Raw genomic sequence first — 21061 nt, forward strand, 5'->3', positions numbered from 1 at the left:
GTGGGCGGAATCGACGGTGAATTGCCGAGGAAATCACGCCAGAACTGAACTCGCATCTGGTTGCGGAAGTCGGAGATTTCCTCCAGCTTGCAAGTGTAGCTCTGGGTGATGCCGATCAGCTGGGTATTGCTCAGGGTGACGAACTCATGCTGTGGCATCGTGAATTCCCCCAGGCGCAGTGGGGGACGCATCCCATAAGAATTCCAGTCAGGGGAGCGGCGATACAGTGCTGGCGTTAACGAAAACTGCTTTTTAAACGCGCGGGTGAAAGTCTGCTGGGAGTCAAAACGATACTGAAGCGCAATGTCGAGAATCGGGCGCGCGGTCAGGCGCAAGGCGACCGCTGATTTTGATAAACGGCGAGCGCGAATATAGGCACCGATGGCTTGGCCGGTCACGTCTTTAAACATTCTTTGCAAATGCCACTTGGAATAACCCGCCTTGGCTGCCACATTATCCAGTGAGAGTGGTTGATCCAGGTGACCTTCCAGCCAGCTAAGGAGATCGCGAATAATCCCTGCTTGATCCATAAAATGTCCTCATCCTTAAACTTAGGTGCCTGCTTACTAAGGTAGCGGATAATAGCATTTTTTGATGTTTTAGCATTCAGTGTTTTTTTTGCTTATAAATGCGATTTGCTAGCAAGCTTTTTAGCTGTTTTGGTAACTCTGTGATCTATAAACCTTTTCCACGGAGTCTATAATCATCACTTAGCAAAATTTTAAGAAAATGGTAATAATATGAAATACAAGAGGTTAGTTGCGGTGCTGCTATTAATGGCAGGATGTCAGGTTGCGCAGGCGGAACAAATTGGCTCCGTAGATACTGTATTCAAATTCTTTGGTCCGGATCATAAGATCGTCGTTGAGGCCTTCGACGATCCGGATGTTCAGAATGTAACGTGCTATATCAGCCGGGCGAAAACCGGCGGGATTAAGGGCGGTCTGGGTCTGGCGGAAGATACGTCAGACGCGGCGATTTCGTGTCAGCAGGTAGGACCGATCGAACTGAACGATAAAATCAAAAACGGCAAGTCGCAGGGCGACGTAGTTTTCCAGAAACGTACCTCGCTGGTGTTTAAAAAGCTGCAGGTGGTCCGTTTTTACGATAGTAAACGTAATGCGCTGATCTACCTGAGTTATTCGGATAAAGTCGTTGACGGTTCGCCGAAGAATGCGCTCAGCGCCGTGCCAATAATGCCGTGGAACAAATAACGCGGCGCATCGTGGCATCAGATTCACACATAAAAAAACGGCGCGTCAAGCGCCGTTTTTACCTTGTGGGAGCAGGAAAACGAATGTTATTCCTGTAGGTCGCCGCAGAAGCGATAACCTTCGCCGTGAATCGTGGCGATGATTTCCGGAGTATCCGGAGTAGACTCGAAATGCTTACGAATGCGACGGATGGTCACGTCAACGGTACGGTCGTGCGGCTTAAGCTCACGACCGGTCATTTTCTTCAGCAGTTCAGCACGTGACTGGATCTTGCCCGGGTTCTCGCAGAAGTGCAGCATCGCACGGAATTCACTGCGCGGCAGCTTGTACTGCTCACCATTTGGGCTGACCAGCGAACGGCTATTGATATCCAGTTCCCAGCCGTTGAACTTGTAGCTTTCTACGCTGCGACGCTCTTCGCTCACGGTACCCAGATTCATGGTACGGGAGAGGAGGTTGCGTGCGCGAATGGTCAGTTCACGAGGGTTGAACGGTTTAGTGATATAGTCATCAGCGCCGATTTCGAGGCCCAGAATCTTATCAACTTCGTTATCGCGGCCGGTAAGGAACATCAGCGCGACGTCAGCCTGTTCACGCAGTTCACGCGCTAACAGAAGACCATTTTTACCTGGCAGGTTGATATCCATGATCACCAGGTTGATATCATTTTCAGACAGGATCTGATGCATTTCCGCGCCATCGGTCGCTTCGAACACATCATAACCTTCTGCTTCGAAAATACTTTTTAACGTGTTGCGTGTTACCAACTCGTCTTCAACGATAAGAATGTGCGGGGTCTGCATGTTTGCTACCTAAATTGCCAACTAAATCGAAACAGGAAGTACCAAAGTCCCTGACCTGCCTGGTACATGTCGCAAATTAACATGTCCGGCGTAACATGACTAAAGTACGTAATTGCGTTCTTGATGCACTTTCCATCAACGTCAACAACATCATTAGCTTGGTCGTGGGTACTTTCCCTATGGACCCGACGGTGTCAAAAACGGCTGTCATCCTAACCATTTTAACAGCAATATAACAGGCTAAGAGAGGCTCAACACCCTATAAAACTACGCTTCGTTGACATATATCAAATTCAATTGTAGCACGTTAACAGTCTTGTGAAATCATTGTATTGAAATGCTATTTATAGCCACAAATCTTACACAGCTCAAACGGTTGCGCTGGTAAATTGATAAATATGATGAATCCAATGAGCGTTCAGCGCGGTTGCAATAAATATCATTGGCAAACATATGGATAAATGCGTTTTGTTAACATACTCCGTCCCGTGGGGCGTGGAAACAGTTTAAGCTTTTTTATGGGTAATAACGCGCAATTTTAGTGACTTTTGTTGCAAATTTGTAAATTTTCGCCGCGTAAAATGGGGATGGTTTTCATTTTCGCCGCGTGAAAGAAGAGTCGAAGAGAGCCACCATGCATGTATCGATTGTATTAGTCTCCCCGGCCAGGGCAGAAAACGTCGGCGCGGCGGCACGCGCGATGAAAACGATGGGTTTTCACGACCTGCGGATTGTTGACAGCGAGGCCCATCTCCAGCCTGCGGCGCGTTGGGTTGCGCATGGTTCAGGAGATATTCTCGATAACATACGCACTTACCCAACGCTGGAACAGGCGCTACATGACGTCGACTTTACCGTCGCGACAACGGCCCGCAGCCGGGCGCGTTTTCATTACTACGCCACGCCGCAGCAGCTGCTGCCGCTGATGGCGGAGAAAGCCGAGTGGATGCACCACGCGGCGCTGGTATTCGGACGGGAAGATTCCGGGCTCACTAACGAGGAGCTGGCTCTTGCCGATGTGCTGACAGGTGTGCCGATGGTGGCCGACTACCCTTCTCTTAACTTAGGGCAGTCGGTGATGGTCTATTGCTATCAATTGAGCGCTTTGGTTCAGCAAGCATCGGCAGTTTCTGCCTGCGTCGATGAAAATCAGCTGCAGGCATTGCGTCTGCGGACGCTCGATTTATTGACCCGACTCGGTGTGTCTGACGATGTTAAACTGACCGACTGGCTCCAGCAGCGAATTGGGCTTTTAGAGCAGCGAGACACGGCAATGTTGCACCGATTGCTGCACGATATTGAAAAAAACCTGTCAGATTAAAGTTCTGTTATAAGTTTTAAGTATGGTTGTATATGCCAGAATCAAGCGCTGTGTCTTGAAAATTCAGGTGAATTGCCAGGTCATTGTGGCGTATTGACCCGATGCGGCGAAGCGGGAGAAATGTAAAAATTCGTTGACTTAAACCGGCAGATACTTTAACCAATATAGGCACAGGACACAGACAGATAAAAATTACAGAGTACACAACATCCATGAAACGCATCAGCATGATGACAACCATTATCACCATCACCATTACCACAGGTAACGGTGCGGGCTGACGCGTACAGGAAACACAGAAAAAAGCCCGCACCTGAACAGTGCGGGCTTTTTTTTCGACAAAAAATCTAGGGGTAACAACCATGCGCGTGTTGAAGTTCGGCGGTACATCAGTGGCAAATGCAGAACGTTTTCTGCGGGTTGCCGATATTCTGGAGAGCAATGCCAGGCAGGGGCAGGTAGCAACGGTCCTGTCTGCCCCGGCGAAAATTACCAACCATCTGGTCGCGATGATTGAAAAAACCATCGGCGGCCAGGACGCGCTCACCAATATCTCCGACGCTGAACGCATTTTTGCTGAGCTGCTGCAGGGCCTCGCCGACGCACAACCAGGGTTCCCGCTGGCACAGTTGAAAGCCTTTGTCGCGCAAGAGTTTGCCCAGATTAAACACGTGCTGCACGGTATCAGCCTGCTTGGTCAGTGCCCCGATAGCGTCAACGCCGCGCTGATTTGTCGCGGCGAGAAGCTGTCTATCGCCGTGATGGCGGGCCTGCTGGAAGCTCGCGGCCACAAAGTTAGCGTGATTAACCCCGTCGAAAAATTGCTGGCCGTTGGCCATTACCTCGAATCCACTGTTGATATCACTGAATCGACCCGCCGCATTACCGCCAGCCATATTCCGGCCGACCATATGGTGTTGATGGCCGGGTTTACCGCCGGTAACGAAAAAGGGGAGCTGGTGGTGCTGGGGCGCAATGGCTCAGACTACTCTGCTGCCGTGTTGGCCGCCTGTCTGCGCGCCGACTGTTGTGAAATCTGGACCGACGTCGATGGGGTGTATACCTGCGACCCGCGTCAAGTTCCCGATGCGCGTCTGCTGAAGTCGATGTCATATCAGGAAGCGATGGAACTGTCCTATTTCGGGGCTAAAGTTTTGCATCCGCGCACCATTGCTCCTATCGCTCAGTTCCAGATTCCCTGCCTGATCAAGAATACGGGTAATCCGCAGGCGCCAGGTACGCTGATCGGCGCCAGCCGTGATGAAGACGGCCTGCCGGTCAAAGGTATTTCTAACCTCAATAATATGGCGATGTTTAACGTCTCTGGTCCGGGGATGAAAGGCATGGTCGGCATGGCCGCTCGCGTGTTTGCCACTATGTCCCGCGCCGGAATTTCAGTTGTGCTGATCACCCAGTCCTCTTCTGAATACAGCATCAGCTTCTGCGTACCGCAGAGCGACTGCGCGCGCGCAAAACGGGTGATGGAAGAAGAGTTCTACCTGGAGTTGAAAGAGGGCCAACTGGAGCCGCTGTCGATCATGGATCGTCTGGCGATCATCTCCGTAGTGGGCGACGGTATGCGCACGCTGCGTGGGATCTCGGCGAAGTTCTTCGCTGCGTTGGCTCGCGCTAATATCAATATCGTGGCGATTGCCCAGGGCTCTTCCGAGCGTTCTATTTCCGTGGTGGTCAGCAATGATGATGCGACCACCGGGGTGCGCGTGACCCACCAGATGCTGTTCAATACCGACCAGGTGATTGAAGTCTTTGTCATCGGCGTCGGCGGCGTCGGCGGCGCGCTGATTGAACAGATCAAGCGTCAGCAGGGCTGGCTGAAGAACAAACATATCGACCTGCGCGTCTGCGGCGTGGCTAATTCACAGGCCCTGCTGACTAACGTGCACGGGCTGAATCTCGAGAACTGGCGCGCGGAGCTGGCCGAAGCGAAAGAGTCGCTGAACCTGGGTCGCCTGATTCGCCTGGTCAAAGAGTACCATCTGCTGAACCCGGTTATCGTCGACTGTACCTCCAGTCAGGCGGTCGCCGATCAGTACGCCGATTTCCTGCGCGAAGGTTTCCACGTGGTAACGCCAAACAAAAAGGCCAATACCTCCTCGCTGGATTACTACCATCAGCTGCGCCATGCCGCCAGCAGTTCGCGACGTAAATTCCTCTACGACACGAACGTTGGCGCCGGTCTGCCGGTGATTGAAAACCTGCAAAACCTGCTGAATGCTGGCGATGAGCTGCTGCACTTCTCCGGTATTCTTTCTGGCTCTCTGTCGTTTATTTTCGGTAAGCTGGATGAGGGAATGAATCTCTCCGCAGCAACAGCGCTGGCGCGTGAGATGGGGTATACCGAACCGGATCCGCGAGACGATCTTTCAGGCGTTGATGTTGCGCGTAAACTGCTGATTCTGGCCCGCGAAACCGGCCGTGAGCTTGAGCTGTCCAACATTGTCGTCGAACCGGTATTGCCTGCACAATTTGATGCCAGCGGCGACGTGGAGAGCTTTATGGCGCGCTTGTCTTCGCTGGATGACGAGTTTGCTTCCCGGGTTGCTCAGGCGCGTGATGAAGGTAAAGTCTTGCGTTACGTCGGTAACATCGAAGAGGATGGGACCTGTCGCGTGAAAATTGCCGCTGTTGACGGTAACGATCCGCTGTTCAAAGTGAAAAATGGCGAAAACGCCCTGGCCTTTTACAGCCATTATTATCAGCCGCTGCCGCTGGTGCTGCGCGGCTATGGTGCAGGTAACGACGTTACGGCGGCCGGTGTGTTTGCTGACCTGTTGCGTACCCTGTCATGGAAGTTAGGAGTTTAAGATGGTCAAAGTATATGCCCCGGCTTCCAGTGCCAATATGAGCGTCGGGTTTGATGTGCTGGGCGCGGCGGTGACGCCGGTTGATGGCACGCTACTAGGGGACAACGTTTCGGTCGAGGCTGCAGACAGCTTCAGCCTGCAAAACGTTGGCCGCTTTGCCAGTAAGCTGCCCTCCGCGCCGCAGGAAAACATTGTTTACCAGTGCTGGGAGCGTTTCTGCCAGGAGATCGGCAAAAAAGTTCCGGTGTCGATGGTGCTGGAAAAAAACATGCCGATTGGCTCTGGTCTTGGCTCCAGCGCCTGCTCTGTCGTCGCCGCGCTGGTGGCGATGAATGAATTTTGCGGTAAACCGCTGAATGAGACGCGTATGCTGGCGCTGATGGGAGAGATGGAAGGGCGTATTTCCGGCAGTATCCACTATGACAACGTCGCGCCTTGTTACCTGGGCGGCATGCAACTGATGATTGAAGAGAATGGCATTATCAGCCAGCAGGTCCCGGGTTTTGACGAATGGCTATGGGTTCTGGCTTATCCGGGAATTAAAGTTTCGACGGCGGAAGCGCGTGCCATCCTCCCGGCGCAGTATCGCCGCCAGGACTGTATTGCTCACGGTCGTCACCTGGCGGGCTTTATTCATGCCTGCTACACCCGCCAGCCGCAGCTGGCAGCGAAATTGATGAAAGATGTGATTGCCGAACCGTATCGCACCAAACTGCTGCCGGGCTTCAGTGAAGCGCGTCAGGCGACGATGGAGATCGGTGCGCAGGCGTGCGGCATCTCCGGCTCTGGCCCGACGCTGTTTGCGCTTTGCGATAAGCCGGAAACCGCGCAGCGCGTCGCGGACTGGCTGGGCACGCATTATCTGCAGAATCAGGAAGGCTTCGTTCATATTTGCCGGCTGGATACGGCGGGCGCACGAGTAGTGGGATAACCAATGAAACTCTATAATTTAAAAGATCATAACGAACAGGTCAGCTTTGCGCAGGCCGTTACGCAGGGGCTTGGCAAGCAACAAGGGCTGTTCTTTCCGCACGATCTGCCGGAATTTAGTCTGACTGAAATTGACGACATGCTGGAGATGGATTTGGCCTCCCGCAGCGCCAGAATTCTGTCGGCCTTTATTGGCGACGAGATCCCGCAGGCGATCCTCAAAGAGCGTATCGCCGCCGCTTTCACCTTCCCGGCTCCGGTCAGCAAGGTGCAGGATGATATCGGCTGTCTGGAGCTGTTCCACGGCCCGACGCTGGCGTTTAAGGATTTCGGTGGCCGCTTTATGGCGCAGATGCTGACCCACATTGCTGGCGACAAACCGGTGACGATTCTGACCGCCACCTCCGGTGATACCGGTGCGGCAGTCGCGCATGCGTTTTACGGCCTGCCGAATGTCAAAGTCGTTATTCTGTATCCGCGCGGCAAGATCAGCCCGCTACAGGAAAAACTGTTCTGCACCCTGGGCGGCAACATTGAAACTGTGGCGATTGATGGCGACTTCGATGCTTGCCAGGCGCTGGTGAAACAGGCGTTTGACGATGAAGAGCTGAAGGTCGCTCTGGGTCTGAATTCCGCGAACTCTATCAATATCAGCCGTCTGTTGGCGCAGATTTGCTACTACTTCGAGGCGGTTGCACAACTGCCACAGGAAGCCCGCAACCAGCTGGTTATTTCCGTGCCGAGCGGTAACTTTGGCGATCTGACCGCCGGTCTGTTGGCGAAGTCTTTAGGCCTGCCGATTAAGCGCTTTATCGCCGCCACCAACGCCAATGACACCGTGCCGCGCTTCCTGCAGGACGGTAACTGGGCACCGAAAGCGACTCAGGCGACGCTGTCTAACGCGATGGACGTCAGCCAGCCGAACAACTGGCCGCGCGTGGAAGAGTTGTTCCGTCGCAAAGTCTGGCGTCTGAACGAACTGGGCTATGCGGCCGTCGACGATGAGACTACCAGACAAGCGATGCGTGAGCTGAAAGCCATTGGTTACACCTCAGAGCCGCATGCGGCCATCGCCTGGCGCGCGCTGCGCGACCAACTGCAGCCGGGTGAATACGGTCTGTTCCTCGGTACCGCGCATCCAGCGAAGTTTAAGGAGAGCGTAGAAGAGATCCTCCAGGAGACACTGCCGCTGCCAAAAGAGCTGGCCGATCGTGCCGACCTGCCGCTGCTGTCGCATAATCTGCCGGCTGATTTCGCCGCGTTACGCCACTTGATGATGAGCAAAGCGTAACGGTCTTTTACCGCTGCATGATGTTCTCAGGCCGGGCCTCTACGCCCGGCTTTTTTATTGGTGAAGAAGGAGGAATTATGCAGAAAAAAGGCAGGAAAAATGGATGAATTACCAATAAATGCCGGACATCAGAGATTAGGATTGCGGAGAATAACCCACAGTGTCACTCAGGGGTAATCTTTGATTATCGCCCCCATGCGGGGACTGTTAATGAAGGGGAAACCTATGTCAACGCTGAAGTCTGTGATCCTTGTGCTTTCGATGTCGCTGGTGGCTCCTGCTGTGGTTCACGCATCGGAGATCACGCTGGTGCCGGCATTCAAACTGCAAATTGGCGATCGCGACAATCACGGTAATTACTGGGATGGCGGCCGCTGGCGCGACCACGAATGGTGGGGGCGTCATTATGACTGGCGCGATAACCACTGGCGCGTGCATGATGAGCATCGCTTTGATCACCATGATGACCACGATCGTGGCCGCGGCCCGGATCGCGACTGGCACCATCAGTAACTCTGACATCCCGGTCGCCGCGAGGGCGGCCGGGAAGGGGGTTAGCGTTCGTGGCGTTTAAAGACCATCTCATCTTTCTTGCCGGAGGCTTCGGCGTCAAAGAAATAGCCTTCGCTGTTGAAACGGGTTAGCTGCTCAGGCTGGGTTAAACGGTTTTCAATGATATAGCGGCTCATTAACCCGCGCGCTTTTTTGGCATAGAAACTGATCACTTTAAACTGGCCGTTTTTCTCATCGAGGAAGATGGGTTTAATGATTTTACCCTGCAACTGCTTTGTCTTCACCGACCGGAAGTATTCATCAGAAGCCAGGTTAATAACGATATCGTCTCCCTGAGCCTTCAGCGCCTGATTCAGTTTATCGGTAATCACTTCGCCCCAGAACTGGTAGAGATCTTTTCCCCTGGTATTTTCCAGTTTAATTCCCATTTCCAGACGATAGGGCTGCATCAGATCCAGCGGTCGCAGCACGCCGTAGAGGCCGGAAAGCATACGCAAATGCTGCTGGGCAAAATCGAAGTCCTCTTCGCTGAGGGTTTCCGCCTGCAGGCCGGTATAAACGTCACCTTTAAACGCCAGAATGGCCTGGCGCGCATTTTGCGGCGTGAACTCCGGGTGCCAGTCATTAAAACGGGTGGCGTTCAGGTCTGCCAGCTTATCGCTGATGCTCATCAGTTTGCCGATCTGCGTCGCCGTGAGCTGACGTGCGACGCCGATCAGCTCCTGGGAGTATTCTAGCAGTTCAGGCTCAGTGTAGCGTGTTGTGGCCAGCGGACTTTGGTAGTCGAGTGTTTTTGCAGGTGAAATAAGAATCAGCATATCTGGTCCTTGCAGGGGATTTTCCGTGACTTTAACAAAAAAAGGCCGCGGTGGGATCGATGGCTGCGATTGCCCTGTTATTCACGCGGCAGTTCATCCCAGGCACCAGGCGCCAGCTGCTGGTTAATTTCCGGGTAGCGCGTGGCGTCAAACGTCGGCCGCACGCCCAGCCGCCGCTGGTTGAGATAATCGCTTGCCAGGATCCGCACCGTAGGCGACAGCAGTAAAATGGCGGTCAGGTTAGTGATGGCCATCAGCGCCATGATGGTATCCGCCAGTTGCCAGACAACCGGCAAACCGATCAGCGTGCCGACGATGACCATAACCAGGGTGAGGATCCGCAGCGCCCAGATATGCCGAGGGCGATCAATACGCAGAAATATCAGGTTATTTTCAGCATAGATGTAGTTTGCGACGATAGAGCTAAAGGCGAAGAGCAGCACGATGATCGCCACGAATCCCGCCCCCCAGCTGCCGACCAGGGAGGTCATGGCATGCTGGATACTCTGGATGCCATTCACGGCATCTTCCGCGTCGCCTTGCGGTGCCAGCATGATAATGACGGCGCTGGCGGTGCAGATGACTATGGTATCAATGAGGACGCCAATCATTTGCACGATCCCCTGTGCCGCCGGATGCGGGGGCCAGGAAGCCGCTGCCGCCGCGGCATTAGGGGTTGACCCCATCCCCGCTTCGTTCGAGAACATACCGCGCTGAAAACCGCTGGTGATCGCCTGGCTGATGGTATAGCCCACCGCGCCGGCGGCCGCTTCCTGCCAGCCGAACGCACTGCGGAAAATGGCCTCGAAAATGGCTGGCAGCGCCGTAATGTGCCAGAGGCCAATCAGCAGGCTGGTGGTCACCCAAAGCAGAGCCATCAGCGGGACAATCCACTGCATTAACTTCGCCACGCTGCGCAAACCCCGTACGATAACCAGCAGGATCACCAGCGCCAGCGCGCAGCCGGTAACAATAGCGGGAAGGTGAAAGGCATAGGTCATCGCATGCGCGATGGAATTGGCCTGGACGGTGTTGAAAATCACCCCGTAGGCCAGCAGGAGCAGGATAGAAAATACGATGCCCATCCAGCGCATTCCCAGACCCCGGGACATATACCAGGCCGGTCCTCCGCGGAATTGCCCGTGGGCATCGCGTTCTTTGTAGAGTTGGGCAAGAGAACATTCGGCAAAGCTGCTGGCCATGCCGAGCAGCGCAGAAATCCACATCCAGAAGACGGCGCCAGGCCCGCCGGCGGAGATAGCCAGCGCGACGCCAGCCAGATTGCCGCTACCCACGCGCGCTGCGAGACTGGTGCACAGGGCCTGGAAAGAGGTTAACCCGCCGGGCTGGGGCTGGAGACTTTTTTTTAGACTTTTCCCAAACTGGCGAACATAACGAAACTGAATAAATTTTGTTCGCCAGGTAAACCAGATGCCGGCGCCCAGTAACAGATAAATCATTACAGAGCCCCAGAGTATTTCATTGATAAAAGAGAAAAAATCAGGCATTAACGGTCCTCTTGTCTATGCCGGAACGCGAGTGTAAGCGTTACCAATTCAGTGACAATCCCTTAGCATTCAGCGAATTAATTCATCCAGTTTATCACACTCTACTGTCTTGTATGGTCCACAGTTGCGCTGAACATGCAGCGTGTTATCATCTTGGAAGACCGGTTACATCCCCTTAACTGTTGTTTAAGAGAAAACACTATCATGACGGATAAATTGACTTCTCTGCGTCAGTACACCACTGTCGTAGCTGATACCGGAGATATTGCGGCAATGAAGCTGTATCAGCCTCAGGATGCCACGACTAACCCTTCTTTGATTCTCGGCGCGGCTCAGATTCCTGAGTATCGTAAGCTAATTGATGACGCTGTCGAGTGGGCTCGCGGCCAGAGCGGCGATCGCGCTCAGCAGATTATCGATGCTTCCGATAAGCTGGCGGTGAACATTGGCCTCGAAATTCTTAAGCTGATTCCTGGCCGCATTTCGACCGAAGTTGATGCGCGCCTCTCCTATGATACTCAGGCATCTATCGCGAAAGCGAAGCGCATCATCAAACTGTATAACGATGCAGGCATCGGTAACGATCGCATTCTGATTAAACTGGCTTCTACCTGGCAGGGGATTTGCGCCGCCGAGCAGTTGGAAAAAGAAGGCATCAACTGTAACCTGACTCTGTTGTTCTCTTTCGCCCAGGCTCGCGCTTGTGCTGAAGCGGGTGTATTCCTGATCTCTCCGTTCGTTGGCCGTATTCTCGACTGGTACAAAGCGAACACCGATAAGAAAGAGTACGCGCCGGCTGAAGATCCGGGCGTCGTTTCCGTGAGTGAGATCTACGAATACTACAAGCAGCACGGCTACGAAACTGTCGTGATGGGCGCAAGCTTCCGTAATGTTGGCGAAATCCTTGAACTGGCAGGCTGCGACCGCCTGACTATCGCTCCGACTCTGCTGAAAGAGCTGGCGGAAAGCGAAGGGGCTATCGAACGTAAACTGGCGTTCAGCGGTGAAGTGAAAGCGCGTCCGGAACGCATCACCGAAGCTCAGTTCCTGTGGCAGCACAACCAGGATCCGATGGCGGTAGACAAACTGGCGGAAGGTATCCGTAAGTTTGCGATCGACCAGGAAAAACTGGAAAAAATGATCGGCGACCTGCTGTAATCATTTGGGCGTGGTCGGGTTCCCGGTCACGCTACTTCTCCTGGACCCTGTCTGTATTGCCTTCCAGCGTGTATCATCCCGTCTAATTCTACTGTTTGAACGGAATAACGATGAATACCTTACGAATCGGCTTAGTTTCTATCTCCGATCGCGCCTCCAGTGGCGTTTATCAGGATAAGGGCATCCCGGCACTGGAAGAGTGGCTGGCGCGTGCGCTGACGACCCCCTTTGAGATCGAGACCCGCCTGATCCCTGACGAACAGGTGATTATCGAACAAACGCTGTGTGAGCTGGTGGACGAGATGGCCTGCCATCTGGTGTTAACTACCGGCGGGACCGGTCCTGCCCGACGCGACGTGACGCCGGAGGCAACCCTCGCCATCGCCGACCGCGTTATGCCGGGTTTTGGCGAGCAAATGCGCCAGGTTAGCCTACACTTCGTTCCGACGGCTATCCTTTCTCGTCAGGTTGGCGTTATCCGCAAGCAGGCGCTGATTTTGAATCTTCCGGGCCAGCCGAAAGCCATTCAGGAAACCCTTGAAGGCGTTAAAGATGCTGATGGCAGGGTTCTGGTGCACGGCATCTTCGCAAGTGTACCTTATTGTGTACAGTTGCTGGAGGGGCCGTATGTGGAGACAGACGCCCAAGTTGTAGCGGCTTTTCGTCCAAAAAGTGCGAGGCGCGAAACTTTATCCTGAATTTGATGCTTTCCTGACATAACCTGAATTGCTGGTGGTGTGCTATTTTATTTACGATATAGTGTTTTTTACTTTACACGTTTCGTAATGACACCTATACACCTCTGGATGAATCGCTCGTTATGTCACAACATACCCGACCTCTGAATCGACAAGATTATAAAACGCTGACGCTGGCCGCCCTTGGCGGCGCGCTGGAGTTTTATGACTTCATTATCTTTGTCTTCTTTGCCGCCGTCATTGGCGAACTGTTCTTCCCGGTGGATATCCCGGAATGGCTGCGTCAGGTGCAAACCTTCGGCATCTTTGCCGCGGGCTACCTGGCGCGCCCACTGGGCGGCATTATCATGGCCCATTTCGGCGATCTGGTCGGACGCAAGAGGATGTTCACCCTGAGCATTCTGCTGATGGCATTGCCGACGCTGGCGATTGGCCTGCTGCCGACCTATGCGTCGATAGGCCTTGTGGCGCCGCTGCTGCTGCTGCTGATGCGCATTCTGCAGGGGGCGGCTATCGGAGGGGAAGTTCCCGGCGCCTGGGTTTTTGTTGCCGAACATGTGCCGCAAAGGCGCATTGGTATCGCTTGTGGCACCCTCACTGCCGGCCTGACGGTTGGTATTTTGCTGGGCTCGGTGGTTGCGACGCTGATTAATACCAGCATGACGCCGCAGGGGATCCACGACGGCGGCTGGCGTATTGGCTTCCTGTTAGGCGGCGTATTTGGCCTGGTGGCCATGTATTTGCGTCGTTGGCTGCAGGAGACACCGATATTTCTCGAAATGCAGCAGCGTAAAGCTTTAGCGCAGGAGCTACCGGTCAAATCGGTGGTGCTGAAACACCAGAAAGCGGTGGCGGTTTCCATGCTGCTGACCTGGCTGTTATCCGCCGGCATAGTGGTGGTGATCCTGATGTCACCGGTCTGGCTACAAAAGCACTACGGTTTTGCCCCGGCAACGACCCTGCAGGCCAACAGTATTGCCACCATTATGCTGTGCATCGGCTGTCTGTTGGCCGGGCTGGCGGCAGATCGTTTTGGCGCCAGCCTCACCTTCATCGTTGGCAGTGTGCTACTGGCAGTCTCCAGCTGGGCGTTCTATCACCTTTCCGGCAGCAGTTCCGAGCAGCTGTTCCTGCTATATGGCACGGTGGGATTGTGCGTCGGGGTTGTGGGCGCAGTGCCTTACGTAATGGTGCGCGCTTTCCCGGCAGAAGTTCGCTTTACCGGAATCTCCTTCTCGTACAACGTCTCTTACGCCATTTTTGGCGGCCTGACGCCGATTGCGGTGACCATGCTCATGGGGGTTTCGCCGATGGCACCTGCGTGGTACGTGCTGGCGCTTTCACTGATGGGACTGGGATTAGGGATCTGGCTACGCCAGGGGATGAACCGCGAGGTGGCTGCCGCAGGCGGGGAATTGCAGCGCCTGCCTTAACGCTCAGCGAGCAATACCCTCGCCCGTCAGGACGAGGGTATTCTTTATCAATGAGGTGCGCCGATCGGCAGTACGGTGCGCCCAAACTGCTCGTTCAGGACTTCACCCATCGCCAGATAAATGGCGCTGCCGCCGCAGACTAAACCAATCCAGCCGGCGATTTTTACGAGACCTTCGTTATCTGCGAGGTGGCCGATTGCCAGCAGCGCAAACAGGACGGTCAGACTGAGGAAAACGAATTGCAACATTCGTGCGGCTTTCAGGGTGCCGAAGAACATAAACAACGTGAAGACTCCCCACAGACCGAGATACATCCCCAGGAAGTGTGCATCAGGTTTTTCTGCCAGGCCCATTTTCGGCATGAGAAGAATAGCGACCAACGTCAGCCAGAAGGCACCGTAGGACGTAAAAGCGGTTAAACCAAAAGTATTACCTTTTTTAAATTCCAGCAGGCCTGCGAAAATCTGTGCAATACCGCCGTAAAAAATGCCCATCGCCAGGATAGCTACATCAAACGCGAACAGGCCGCTATTTGCCAGGTTAAGCAGAATAGTGGTCATGCCGAAGCCCATAAGGCCCAGCGGTGCCGGATTAGCCAACTTAGTGTTGCCCATAATTCCTCAGAATAATGATTAGAAAGGGAAGCATTACCCCGCGACTCGGTGACGGGGCGCGGCATCATAATGAGGCGCAGGGAAACTGTCTATGATCTGGCGGGGTATTTTTCGCCAATTTACGCTGGCGCGATAAATGGCGAGCGTTCGCTACCGGTAAACCAGGACGGGAACGCCAGACAGGATGCGTGTTATCGATAAAAGCCGCTTTTTTACCTGTTTATTCAGTCGGCCTTCTTTATTTCTCCTTTTATCCGGCAAGAAAGTGAAAAATTTTTTTTGCTTGCCCCCTTGAGGAAGCGGTGGACGACCCCATCTTGTAGTCAACCGCAGTGAATGAACCTGAAAAAAAATGATGTCTGGGCAGTTGAAACCATAGGTTTCGCCCTTATTACAGGTTTACAACCACATGTTGATCGAATTTTTAGTGGAGACGTTTAGATGGGTAAAATTATTGGTATCGACCTGGGTACTACCAACTCTTGTGTAGCGATTATGGATGGCACTACCGCACGTGTGCTGGAGAACGCCGAAGGCGATCGCACCACGCCTTCTATCATTGCTTATACCCAGGATGGTGAAACTCTGGTTGGTCAGCCGGCTAAACGTCAGGCAGTGACAAACCCGCAAAACACCCTGTTTGCGATTAAACGCCTGATTGGTCGCCGCTTCCAGGACGAAGAAGTTCAGCGTGACGTATCCATCATGCCATACAAAATCATCAGCGCTGACAACGGCGACGCATGGCTTGATGTGAAAGGTCAGAAAATGGCACCGCCGCAGATTTCTGCTGAAGTGCTGAAGAAAATGAAGAAAACAGCTGAAGATTACCTGGGTGAGCCGGTAACTGAAGCGGTTATTACCGTACCTGCATACTTCAACGATGCGCAGCGTCAGGCAACTAAAGATGCCGGTCGTATCGCAGGTCTGGAAGTCAAACGTATCATCAACGAACCGACCGCCGCTGCGCTGGCTTACGGTCTGGATAAAGAAGTTGGCAACCGCACTATCGCGGTTTACGACCTTGGTGGTGGTACCTTCGATATCTCTATTATTGAAATCGACGAAGTTGACGGCGAAAAAACTTTCGAAGTTCTGGCAACCAATGGTGATACTCACCTGGGTGGTGAAGACTTCGATAGCCGTATGATCAACTACCTCGTTGATGAGTTTAAGAAAGATCAGGGCATTGATCTGCGTAACGATCCGCTGGCTATGCAGCGCCTGAAAGAAGCGGCTGAAAAAGCGAAAATTGAGCTTTCTTCCGCTCAGCAGACCGATGTGAACCTGCCGTACATCACTGCAGATGCTACCGGTCCGAAACACATGAACATCAAAGTGACTCGTGCGAAACTGGAAAGCCTGGTTGAAGATCTGGTGAACCGTTCTATCGAGCCGCTGAAAGTTGCGCTGCAGGACGCTGGCCTGTCCGTGTCTGACATCCAGGACGTTATCCTGGTCGGTGGTCAGACTCGTATGCCAATGGTGCAGAAGAAAGTGGCTGAGTTCTTTGGTAAAGAGCCGCGTAAAGATGTTAACCCGGATGAAGCTGTGGCGATCGGTGCTGCGGTTCAGGGGGGTGTACTGACTGGTGAAGTTAAAGACGTTCTGCTGCTGGACGTAACCCCGCTGTCGCTGGGTATCGAAACCATGGGCGGCGTGATGACGACGCTGATCAACAAAAACACCACTATCCCGACCAAGCACAGCCAGGTGTTCTCTACTGCAGAAGACAACCAGTCTGCAGTAACCATCCACGTGATTCAGGGGGAACGTAAACGTGCCTCCGATAACAAATCACTGGGTCAGTTCAACCTGGATGGAATTAACCCGGCACCGCGCGGTATGCCGCAGATCGAAGTTACTTTCGACATCGATGCTGATGGTATCCTGCACGTGTCCGCGAAAGATAAAAACAGCGGTAAAGAGCAGAAAATCACCATTAAAGCGTCTTCCGGTCTGAACGAAGAAGAAATCGCCAAAATGGTCCGTGATGCGGAAGCGAACGCTGAATCTGACCGTAAGTTCGAAGAGCTGGTGCAGACCCGCAACCAGGGCGATCATCTGCTGCACAGCACGCGTAAGCAGGTTGAAGAAGCCGGCGACAAACTGCCGGCTGACGACAAAACTGCTATCGAGTCTGCGCTGACCGCGCTGGAAACTTCGCTGAAAGGTGAAGATAAAGCGGACATCGAAGCGAAAATGCAGGCGCTGGCGCAGGCTTCCCAGAAGCTGATGGAAATTGCTCAGCAGCAACACGCTCAGCAGCAGGCTGGCGGTGCTGAAGCTTCCGAAAGCAACGCGAAAGACGACGATGTCGTTGACGCTGAGTTTGAAGAAGTGAAAGACAAAAAATAATCGCCCTTTGAACGGGTAAAACACTGGCACGGGCGAAGAGGTTTCCTCTCCGCCCGTGCACGCATGTTAAGGGGCTGAAAAACACCAATGGCAAAGCAAGATTATTACGAGATTTTGGGCGTTTCCAAAACAGCGGAAGAGCGTGAAATCAAAAAGGCTTACAAGCGCCTGGCGATGAAATACCATCCGGACCGTAACCAGGGTGATAAAGAAGCCGAAGCGAAGTTTAAAGAAATTAAAGAAGCGTATGAAATCCTGACTGATGACCAGAAGCGTGCGGCCTACGATCAGTACGGTCACGCCGCCTTTGAACAAGGTGGTATGGGCGGTGGTGGTGGCGGTTTTGGCGGCGGTGCTGATTTCAGCGATATCTTTGGCGACGTGTTCGGGGATATCTTCGGCGGCGGTCGTGGCCGTCAGCGCGCGTCACGCGGCGCTGACCTGCGCTACAACATGGACCTGACGCTGGAAGAAGCCGTTCGCGGCGTGACGAAAGAGATTCGCATCCCGACGCTGGAAGAGTGTGATGTCTGCCACGGCAGCGGCGCGAAAGCCGGTAGCAAACCGCAAACCTGTCCAACCTGTCACGGTGCGGGTCAGGTGCAGATGCGCCAGGGCTTCTTCGCCGTTCAGCAAACCTGTCCACATTGCCAGGGACGCGGTACGCTGATTAAAGACCCATGCAACAAATGCCACGGTCACGGTCGCGTCGAGAAGACCAAAACCCTGTCGGTCAAAATCCCGGCTGGAGTTGATACCGGCGATCGTATTCGTCTGTCAGGCGAAGGCGAGGCGGGCGAGCACGGTGCTCCGGCGGGCGATCTGTACGTTCAGGTTCAGGTTAAACAGCACGCTATCTTTGAGCGTGAAGGCAATAACCTGTACTGCGAAGTGCCGATCAACTTTACCATGGCAGCCCTCGGCGGCGAGATTGAAGTCCCGACGCTGGATGGCCGCGTCAATCTGAAAGTGCCTGGCGAAACGCAGACCGGCAAACTATTCCGCATGCGCGGCAAAGGAGTGAAGTCCGTACGCGGTGGCGCGCAGGGGGATCTGCTGTGCCGCGTGGTGGTTGAAACGCCGGTAGGACTGAATGAAAAACAGAAACAGCTGCTGAAGGATCTCCAGGAAAGTTTTGGCGGCCCAACGGGTGAGAAAAACAGCCCACGCTCTAAAAGTTTCTTTGATGGCGTGAAGAAATTTTTCGACGACCTGACGCGCTAATCTTCTGCGACTCTGAAAAGCCACTTTATTGTTAAAGTGGCTTTTTTGTTTCCAGCCCGCTATCTGTTAATAAGGGCTGAATCCTTCCGCTCAGTATTGAGTTTTGCTGCCTGCTTTATATCGTAAAAATCGAGCTATAACACAATAATAATCTTATTTTTTCGAAGAGTTATGGCGACTAGAATAGTTTCATCGATGAATTAGCCTTATAGAGAGAGTCAAAGTGAAACATCTGCAGCGTTTTTTCAGTAGCGATGCTTCCGGGGGCATTATCCTCATTGTCGCGGCTGCGCTGGCTATGCTGCTGGCTAATACTGGCGTGACCAGCGGTCTTTACCATTCCTTTCTGGAAACCCCCGTTCAACTGCGTGTTGGTGCACTAGAAATCAATAAGAATATGCTGCTGTGGATTAACGATGCGCTGATGGCAGTCTTTTTCTTGCTGATTGGCCTGGAAGTGAAACGTGAAATGATTCAGGGGGCGCTGGCCAGCCGTCGTCAGGCCGTTTTCCCGGTCATAGCTGCCTTAGGTGGGATGATTGTCCCGGCGCTGATCTACCTGGCGTTTAATGCTCAGGATCCGATTACCCGTGAGGGGTGGGCGATTCCGGCGGCGACCGATATTGCCTTTGCTTTAGGGGTACTGGCGCTGCTGGGCAACCGTGTGCCGCCGGCGTTGAAAATCTTCCTGATGGCGCTGGCGATTATCGACGACCTGGGCGCCATTATCATCATCGCCCTGTTTTATACCAGCGACCTTTCCATATTATCGCTGGGCCTGGCGGCAGGGGCGATTGCCGTGCTGGCCGCGCTCAATTTTCTCGGTGTCCGGCGTACCGGTATCTATATCCTGGTCGGCGCGGTGCTATGGACTGCGGTCCTGAAATCCGGCGTTCATGCGACGTTAGCCGGGGTGATCGTTGGCTTTATGATCCCGCTGAAGGAGCAGGGCGGTAAATCCCCGGCTAAGCAACTTGAGCATGTCTTGCATCCGTGGGTGGCTTATCTGATTCTGCCGCTTTTCGCTTTCGCTAACGCCGGCGTCCCGCTACAAGGGGTGACGATTGAAGGACTGACGTCACTGCTGCCGCTGGGGATTATTGCCGGGTTGTTTATCGGCAAGCCGCTGGGTATCAGCCTGTTCTGCTGGCTGGCGTTAAAACTGAAATGGGCATCACAGCCGGAAGGGACGTCCTGCAAGCAGATTATGGCGGTCGGCATTCTGTGTGGGATTGGCTTCACGATGTCGATTTTCATCGCCAGTCTGGCCTTCAGCAGCGTTAATCCTGGTTTAATCAACTGGGCCAAGCTGGGTATTCTGATTGGCTCCGTCCTGTCGGCCGTGAGCGGGTATATGATACTGCGCAGGCGCATTGCGGTTACCACGACGGCTTAACATTCGATGGGGAGCCTGTAGGGGCTCCCCTGGCATTATCAGGGAGAGAAACATGTCACATATTAATTACAACCACCTGTATTACTTCTGGCACGTTTATAAAGAAGGTTCTGTTGTCGGCGCCGCTGAGGCGTTGTTCCTGACGCCGCAGACCATTACCGGGCAAATCAAAGCGCTTGAAGAGCGTTTGCAGGGGAAATTGTTTAAACGCAAGGGGCGGGGGCTGGAGCCGAGCGAACTGGGCGAGCTGGTATTCCGCTATGCTGACCGCATGTTCACGCTGAGTCAGGAGATGCTCGATATTGTGAACTACCGCAAAGAGTCTAACCTGCTGTTCGATGTTGGCGTTGCTGATGCGTTATCGAAGAGGCTGGTGAGTGGGGTGTTGGATGCGGCGGTAGCGGATAATGAACAGATTCACCTGCGTTGCTTTGAGTCGACCCACGAAATGCTGCTCGAGCAGCTCAGCCAGCACAAGCTTGATATGATCATCTCAGACTGCCCCATCGATTCCACTCAGCAGGAAGGGCTGTTCTCCGTGCGTATTGGCGAGTGCAGCGTAAGTTTCTGGTGTATGAATCCGCCGCCGGAAAAACCCTTCCCCGCCTGTCTGGAGGAACGTCGTCTGCTGATCCCCGGTCGTCGCTCGATGCTGGGGCGCAAGCTTCTGAACTGGTTCAATTCGCAGGGGCTGAAGGTCGAGATTCTCGGTGAGTTTGACGATGCGGCGCTGATGAAGGCATTCGGTGCAACACACAATGCGATTTTTGTCGCGCCGACGCTTTATGCGCATGATTTCTATCAGGATGAGACGATTATTGAGATCGGACGGATGGAGAGTGTGATGGAGGAGTATCACGCTATTTTTGCCGAAAGAATGATTCAGCATCCGGCGGTGCAACGAATTTGTAATCGTGACTATTCGTCACTCTTTACGACGCCGCAGGCGTAACTGAC

The 21061-nt window shown here is 53.6% G+C and carries 20 protein-coding genes and 1 other annotated feature; of the genes, 15 read left to right on the top strand and 5 right to left on the bottom strand.

Annotation, left to right across the window (positions count from 1 at the left end; translation table 11 throughout):
* Positions 1–530 (bottom strand): helix-turn-helix domain-containing protein (locus ACZAHD_RS14325; RefSeq protein ID WP_462457370.1); only part of this gene is annotated, 530 nt, incomplete at its 3' end.
* 210 nt (positions 531–740) lie between these two features.
* Here ACZAHD_RS14325 and creA point away from each other — a divergent pair.
* Complete coding sequence (gene creA, locus ACZAHD_RS14330; protein WP_462457371.1) at positions 741–1214, top strand: protein CreA; 474 nt, start codon at positions 741–743, stop codon at positions 1212–1214.
* Positions 1215–1300: 86 nt separating this feature from the next.
* On the opposite strand, the gene arcA is transcribed toward creA, so the two are convergent.
* Positions 1301–2017: a two-component system response regulator ArcA gene (arcA, locus tag ACZAHD_RS14335; RefSeq protein ID WP_002887843.1), complete on the bottom strand. Its 717-nt coding sequence runs from the start codon at positions 2015–2017 to the stop codon at positions 1301–1303.
* A gap of 95 nt (positions 2018–2112) precedes the next feature.
* Here arcA and yjjY point away from each other — a divergent pair, with 95 nt between their 5' ends.
* The 7 genes from yjjY to ACZAHD_RS14370 all read left to right on the top strand — a co-directional run bounded on the left by yjjY (position 2113) and on the right by ACZAHD_RS14370 (position 8897).
* Positions 2113–2253, top strand: a complete 141-nt coding sequence (yjjY, locus tag ACZAHD_RS14340) for a YjjY family protein (protein ID WP_462457372.1) — start codon at positions 2113–2115, stop codon at positions 2251–2253.
* Positions 2254–2651: 398 nt separating this feature from the next.
* Positions 2652–3338, top strand: a complete 687-nt coding sequence (locus tag ACZAHD_RS14345; RefSeq protein WP_462457373.1) for a tRNA/rRNA methyltransferase — start codon at positions 2652–2654, stop codon at positions 3336–3338.
* 212 nt (positions 3339–3550) lie between these two features.
* On the top strand, positions 3551–3619 hold the full coding sequence (gene thrL, locus ACZAHD_RS14350; RefSeq protein WP_071824685.1) for a thr operon leader peptide: 69 nt from the start codon (positions 3551–3553) through the stop codon (positions 3617–3619).
* Positions 3558–3675: a sequence feature (Thr leader region), on the top strand. (Overlaps the previous gene by 62 nt.)
* A 25-nt stretch (positions 3676–3700) precedes the next feature.
* On the top strand, positions 3701–6163 hold the full coding sequence (gene thrA, locus ACZAHD_RS14355; protein WP_462457374.1) for a bifunctional aspartate kinase/homoserine dehydrogenase I: 2463 nt from the start codon (positions 3701–3703) through the stop codon (positions 6161–6163).
* A 1-nt stretch (position 6164) separates the two neighbouring features.
* Positions 6165–7094, top strand: a complete 930-nt coding sequence (thrB, locus tag ACZAHD_RS14360; protein ID WP_100682629.1) for a homoserine kinase — start codon at positions 6165–6167, stop codon at positions 7092–7094.
* A 3-nt stretch (positions 7095–7097) separates the two neighbouring features.
* Positions 7098–8384 carry a threonine synthase gene (gene thrC / locus ACZAHD_RS14365; RefSeq protein WP_462457375.1) on the top strand — a complete coding sequence of 429 codons (1287 nt, stop codon included), beginning with the start codon at positions 7098–7100 and terminating at the stop codon, positions 8382–8384.
* A gap of 225 nt (positions 8385–8609) precedes the next feature.
* Positions 8610–8897, top strand: coding sequence for a DUF2502 domain-containing protein (locus ACZAHD_RS14370; RefSeq protein ID WP_462457376.1), 288 nt, complete (start codon positions 8610–8612; stop codon positions 8895–8897).
* A 41-nt stretch (positions 8898–8938) separates the two neighbouring features.
* On the opposite strand, the gene yaaA is transcribed toward ACZAHD_RS14370, so the two are convergent.
* Together yaaA and ACZAHD_RS14380 are read right to left on the bottom strand one after the other, a co-directional pair.
* Positions 8939–9715 carry a peroxide stress protein YaaA gene (gene yaaA, locus ACZAHD_RS14375; RefSeq protein ID WP_462457377.1) on the bottom strand — a complete coding sequence of 259 codons (777 nt, stop codon included), beginning with the start codon at positions 9713–9715 and terminating at the stop codon, positions 8939–8941.
* Positions 9716–9792: 77 nt separating this feature from the next.
* Positions 9793–11223, bottom strand: coding sequence for an alanine/glycine:cation symporter family protein (locus ACZAHD_RS14380; protein WP_462457378.1), 1431 nt, complete (start codon positions 11221–11223; stop codon positions 9793–9795).
* A gap of 204 nt (positions 11224–11427) precedes the next feature.
* Between ACZAHD_RS14380 and tal the strand changes: the two genes are divergently transcribed.
* The 3 genes from tal (at position 11428) to ACZAHD_RS14395 (ending at position 14512) form a co-directional block, all read left to right on the top strand.
* The gene (gene tal, locus ACZAHD_RS14385) at positions 11428–12381 is read left to right on the top strand and encodes a transaldolase (RefSeq protein ID WP_462457379.1); all 954 of its coding nucleotides are present in this window, start codon (positions 11428–11430) and stop codon (positions 12379–12381) included.
* Positions 12382–12491: 110 nt separating this feature from the next.
* Positions 12492–13079 carry a molybdopterin adenylyltransferase gene (mog, locus tag ACZAHD_RS14390; protein ID WP_462457380.1) on the top strand — a complete coding sequence of 196 codons (588 nt, stop codon included), beginning with the start codon at positions 12492–12494 and terminating at the stop codon, positions 13077–13079.
* 122 nt (positions 13080–13201) lie between these two features.
* Complete coding sequence (locus ACZAHD_RS14395) at positions 13202–14512, top strand: MFS transporter (protein WP_462457381.1); 1311 nt, start codon at positions 13202–13204, stop codon at positions 14510–14512.
* 47 nt (positions 14513–14559) lie between these two features.
* Here the strand turns inward: ACZAHD_RS14395 and satP are convergent, their stop codons facing one another.
* A complete protein-coding gene (gene satP, locus ACZAHD_RS14400; RefSeq protein ID WP_100682621.1) occupies positions 14560–15126 on the bottom strand; it encodes an acetate uptake transporter in 567 nt (188 codons plus the stop codon).
* A 441-nt stretch (positions 15127–15567) separates the two neighbouring features.
* Here satP and dnaK point away from each other — a divergent pair, with 441 nt between their 5' ends.
* From dnaK to nhaR, 4 genes are all read left to right on the top strand, one after another.
* Positions 15568–17484 (top strand): molecular chaperone DnaK, encoded by a 1917-nt coding sequence (gene dnaK / locus ACZAHD_RS14405; RefSeq protein WP_462457382.1) that lies wholly within the window; start codon positions 15568–15570, stop codon positions 17482–17484.
* An 87-nt stretch (positions 17485–17571) separates the two neighbouring features.
* Positions 17572–18708: a molecular chaperone DnaJ gene (dnaJ, locus tag ACZAHD_RS14410; RefSeq protein WP_462457383.1), complete on the top strand. Its 1137-nt coding sequence runs from the start codon at positions 17572–17574 to the stop codon at positions 18706–18708.
* 223 nt (positions 18709–18931) lie between these two features.
* The gene (gene nhaA / locus ACZAHD_RS14415; protein WP_462457384.1) at positions 18932–20104 is read left to right on the top strand and encodes a Na+/H+ antiporter NhaA; all 1173 of its coding nucleotides are present in this window, start codon (positions 18932–18934) and stop codon (positions 20102–20104) included.
* A gap of 52 nt (positions 20105–20156) precedes the next feature.
* A complete protein-coding gene (gene nhaR, locus ACZAHD_RS14420; protein WP_462457385.1) occupies positions 20157–21056 on the top strand; it encodes a transcriptional activator NhaR in 900 nt (299 codons plus the stop codon).
* Positions 21057–21061: the final 5 nt, after the last annotated feature.

It is taken from the genome of Raoultella sp. (assembly GCF_039594335.1).
In the GTDB taxonomy this organism is placed as follows: Bacteria; Pseudomonadota; Gammaproteobacteria; order Enterobacterales; family Enterobacteriaceae; genus Klebsiella.

Excerpts from the sequence above, each read along its gene's own strand:
- creA (WP_462457371.1), top strand. The coding sequence starts at position 741 with ATGAAATACAAGAGGTTAGTTGCGGTGCTGCTATTAATGGCAGGATGT.
- arcA (WP_002887843.1), bottom strand. The coding sequence starts at position 2,017 with ATGCAGACCCCGCACATTCTTATCGTTGAAGACGAGTTGGTAACACGC.
- yjjY (WP_462457372.1), top strand. The coding sequence starts at position 2,113 with ATGACTAAAGTACGTAATTGCGTTCTTGATGCACTTTCCATCAACGTC.
- ACZAHD_RS14345 (WP_462457373.1), top strand. The coding sequence starts at position 2,652 with ATGCATGTATCGATTGTATTAGTCTCCCCGGCCAGGGCAGAAAACGTC.
- thrA (WP_462457374.1), top strand. The coding sequence starts at position 3,701 with ATGCGCGTGTTGAAGTTCGGCGGTACATCAGTGGCAAATGCAGAACGT.
- thrB (WP_100682629.1), top strand. The coding sequence starts at position 6,165 with ATGGTCAAAGTATATGCCCCGGCTTCCAGTGCCAATATGAGCGTCGGG.
- thrC (WP_462457375.1), top strand. The coding sequence starts at position 7,098 with ATGAAACTCTATAATTTAAAAGATCATAACGAACAGGTCAGCTTTGCG.
- ACZAHD_RS14370 (WP_462457376.1), top strand. The coding sequence starts at position 8,610 with ATGTCAACGCTGAAGTCTGTGATCCTTGTGCTTTCGATGTCGCTGGTG.
- yaaA (WP_462457377.1), bottom strand. The coding sequence starts at position 9,715 with ATGCTGATTCTTATTTCACCTGCAAAAACACTCGACTACCAAAGTCCG.
- ACZAHD_RS14380 (WP_462457378.1), bottom strand. The coding sequence starts at position 11,223 with ATGCCTGATTTTTTCTCTTTTATCAATGAAATACTCTGGGGCTCTGTA.
- tal (WP_462457379.1), top strand. The coding sequence starts at position 11,428 with ATGACGGATAAATTGACTTCTCTGCGTCAGTACACCACTGTCGTAGCT.
- mog (WP_462457380.1), top strand. The coding sequence starts at position 12,492 with ATGAATACCTTACGAATCGGCTTAGTTTCTATCTCCGATCGCGCCTCC.
- ACZAHD_RS14395 (WP_462457381.1), top strand. The coding sequence starts at position 13,202 with ATGTCACAACATACCCGACCTCTGAATCGACAAGATTATAAAACGCTG.
- satP (WP_100682621.1), bottom strand. The coding sequence starts at position 15,126 with ATGGGCAACACTAAGTTGGCTAATCCGGCACCGCTGGGCCTTATGGGC.
- dnaK (WP_462457382.1), top strand. The coding sequence starts at position 15,568 with ATGGGTAAAATTATTGGTATCGACCTGGGTACTACCAACTCTTGTGTA.
- dnaJ (WP_462457383.1), top strand. The coding sequence starts at position 17,572 with ATGGCAAAGCAAGATTATTACGAGATTTTGGGCGTTTCCAAAACAGCG.
- nhaR (WP_462457385.1), top strand. The coding sequence starts at position 20,157 with ATGTCACATATTAATTACAACCACCTGTATTACTTCTGGCACGTTTAT.